This window comes from Herminiimonas sp. (assembly GCF_030645555.1).
GTDB lineage: Bacteria > Pseudomonadota > Gammaproteobacteria > Burkholderiales > Burkholderiaceae_D > Oxalicibacterium.
Genome location: NZ_JAUSME010000047.1, coordinates 1 through 3057, shown reverse-complemented (window position 1 = coordinate 3057; position 3057 = coordinate 1). Strand labels below are relative to the sequence as shown.

Genomic DNA, 3057 nt, shown 5'->3' with positions numbered 1-3057 from the left:
AATATGACGCCTTAATTGCAATATTAATATGCTAATTCAACTATTCCGCCCAGTTTTGCAATTCCACTGACCACCTGGCCTGCGGGTGTCCTGACCTGCGTCAATTGACCTTCATAGGCATTATTCAGCGCGCGCGCTTCGCTGGATACGCTGAATCCCGCGCCGTTGACGACCACACGCACTGCCTGGCCTTGCTGGATCGCCTGCTGGGTGCGCAGGGCATCCTGCCGCAATGGAGAGCCCAGCGCAATATTGGCCGCAGCGCTGCGGCCCAGCGCCTGGGAGGCATCGGTAATCACGCCGGCTGGCAAGGCGGTCAAATCGCCCTTGACGCTGGCAAGATCGGCCTGACTGATGGTCTGTCCCTGCGCCAGCGGCGTTGCAGCCGCGATGTATTCGCCATGCACCTGCACTTGGGCGGATACATAAATAGTCCAGGAAGACGGTGTCGTGCAGCGCACGCCTACGGTAGTTTTGCCCCATACCTTGCTGGCTGGCGGCAGAAACGCTTCCGGCACCGTACATGCCGGCAATTTCAGGCGCGGATCGATGGCACCGACCGTTACCCGCACTTCGCCTGGCAAACCCTTGGCCTGGGTGCGCAGGAATTGCTCGGCGGTCTGCTTCAGCGTTCCCAGGTCCTGGCGCGGCGCAGGCTCGACGACTTGCGCACTGGCGAACTGGGTCGACAGTGCGAAGACGGTGATAACAATATTGAAAGTGTGTTTCATGGCGGCCGGTGGATTGATTGCACGATCATGGTACTGATATGGCGCCCCGGTAAAGCAGGGAATAGCATGGATTTTCGTCTTCTTCTCGTTTGATCGGAGCGAACAGGGGCTCCGTATGATTCACGCTATACAAATCCATTACCGGCGCAGAGCATAGTTACCTTGAGCGCACACTTCGGAGGTCGTAATGATCGGAAAACTTGATGACTTGATGCGCTTTCAGGAGACGGCACTGAGTTTGCGCGCGCAGCGCCAACAATTGCTGGCGTCGAATATTGCCAATGCGGATACGCCGAATTTCAAGGCGCGTGACATCGATTTTAACAAGGCTTTGCAAGGTGCGATAGCCAAGAGTACCGGCGGCGCTACAGCGCCTGCCGATCTGGCGAAAACCTCGACCACGCATCTTTCTTCCAGTACGCATCAGACCATAGGCGGTGCGCCGCTGTTATATAGCAACACGCAGCAGGGCAATATCGATGGCAATACGGTGGATATGGATGTGCAGCGCAATCAATTTACCGATAACGCGATGCGCTACGAAGTCGGCCTGACACTGGTGTCGGCCAAGATCAAGGGAATGCTTACCGCCATACAGGGGCAATAATCATGTCGCTATTTAATATATTCAATGTCGCCGGTTCGGCCATGAGTGCGCAGAGTCAGCGCCTCAATGTGGTGTCCAGCAATATCGCCAACGCCGAAAGCACGACCAGTGCAAACGGCCAGACTTATCGCGCCAAGCAGGTGGAATTTCAGGCGGTGCCGATGTCGGGCGCGGCGTCCACCGGCGTCAAGGTCAAGCAGGTGGTCGAAGACACGACGCCGCTAAAAATGGTGTTCGATCCAAAACATCCGGCCGCCGATGAAACCGGCCATGTCGCGATGCCGAATGTCAATGTCGTCGAGGAGATGGTCAACATGATCTCTGCCTCGCGCTCTTATCAAACCAATGTCGAAACCATGAACGCGGCCAAGACGATGCTACTTAAAACACTGACTCTCGGTCAGTAAACAATAAAAGGAATAATCATGGCCGCTATCAGTAACACCTTGCCGCAATCATTGCTCGATACGATGAATCCTAAAGCTGCCACCACGCAATCGACTGCAGAGGCGGCGCAGGATCGCTTCATGAAGCTGCTGGTGACACAGATGAAGAATCAGGATCCGCTCAATCCGCTGGATAACGCACAAGTGACGAGCCAGCTGGCGCAACTGTCGACCGTGACCGGTATCGACAAGGTCAATTCCACTCTGGAATCGCTGATCGGCAGCTATCAGTCGAGCCAGTCCCTGCAGTCGGCCAATTTGATCGGCCACGGCGTACTATCATCCGGCAACAAGCTGGGCTTGTCCGAAGACAAGGCGCTGATGGGCGTTGAGTTGCCGCAGGCGGTCGATGCGGCGGAAGTCGTCATCAAGGATGCCTCCGGCAATATCATGCAAACCATCAGCCTGGGTAAACAGGATGCCGGCACCTTGCCCCTGCTGTGGGATGGCACGAAAACCGATGGCACGAAGGCGCCGGAAGGCACTTACTCATTCGAGGTCAACGCGACATATGACGGCAAGGCTGTGGACGCAACCGAACTTCAGTTCGGCATGGTAACGACGGTGACGACCGGGCAGGATGGGGTGAAAATCAACGTGCCAGGATTAGGCGCGCTCAACCTGTCGGACATCCGTCAAATTCTTTAATTTAATACAGCGGCAAGATAAACCAGGAGAAATACCATGAGTTTCCAACAAGGTTTGAGCGGATTGAATGCCGCTTCCAAAAGTCTAGAAGCCATCGGCAATAACGTCGCCAACTCGGGCACGGTCGGCTTCAAGCAATCGCAAGTACAGTTTTCAGACGTCTATGCCAGCACGCTGACCGGCTCCGGCGCTTCGCAGATCGGTATCGGCACACAGATAGCGCGCGTCGCGCAGCTGTTTAGCCAGGGCAACGTCACTGCATCGAACAACCCGCTCGACATGGCGATCAACGGCAACGGCTTTTTCCGCATGAGCACAGGCGGCTCGATCAGCTATAGCCGCAACGGACAATTCATATTGAGCAAGGAAGGTTTCATCGAGAATGCAACCGGTGCACGTCTGACCGGCTACATGGCGGATGCGAACGGCGTGGTTGCGGTTGGTGCGCCGCCCGACCTGAAAATCGACAAGGCCGATCTGTCGCCGCAACCCACCAGTACCTATGACCTGGCGCTTACGCTTGATTCGCGCAAGGGCAATCTGACTGCAGCAGGATTCGCTCCTAACGATCCTGCGACATTCAGCGATTCCACTTCCGCGCCGGTCTACGACAGCCTGGGTAATT

The 3057-nt window shown here is 55.9% G+C and carries 5 protein-coding genes; 4 read left to right on the top strand and 1 reads right to left on the bottom strand.

Annotated elements, in window-relative coordinates; all coding sequences use genetic code 11:
• Positions 1-23: 23 nt before the first annotated feature.
• Complete coding sequence (gene flgA / locus Q7T06_RS02080; protein ID WP_304779332.1) at positions 24-731, bottom strand: flagellar basal body P-ring formation chaperone FlgA; 708 nt, start codon at positions 729-731, stop codon at positions 24-26.
• A gap of 187 nt (positions 732-918) precedes the next feature.
• Between flgA and flgB the strand changes: the two genes are divergently transcribed.
• The 4 genes from flgB to Q7T06_RS02060 form a co-directional block, all read left to right on the top strand.
• The gene (flgB, locus tag Q7T06_RS02075) at positions 919-1338 is read left to right on the top strand and encodes a flagellar basal body rod protein FlgB (protein WP_304779326.1); all 420 of its coding nucleotides are present in this window, start codon (positions 919-921) and stop codon (positions 1336-1338) included.
• A gap of 2 nt (positions 1339-1340) precedes the next feature.
• On the top strand, positions 1341-1745 hold the full coding sequence (flgC, locus tag Q7T06_RS02070) for a flagellar basal body rod protein FlgC (RefSeq protein ID WP_304779321.1): 405 nt from the start codon (positions 1341-1343) through the stop codon (positions 1743-1745).
• An 18-nt stretch (positions 1746-1763) separates the two neighbouring features.
• Entirely contained in the window at positions 1764-2432 is a 669-nt protein-coding gene (locus tag Q7T06_RS02065) for a flagellar hook assembly protein FlgD (protein WP_304779315.1), read from the top strand.
• 36 nt (positions 2433-2468) lie between these two features.
• The coding region (locus Q7T06_RS02060; RefSeq protein ID WP_304779308.1) for a flagellar hook-basal body complex protein at positions 2469-3057 on the top strand (589 nt) is incomplete at its 3' end.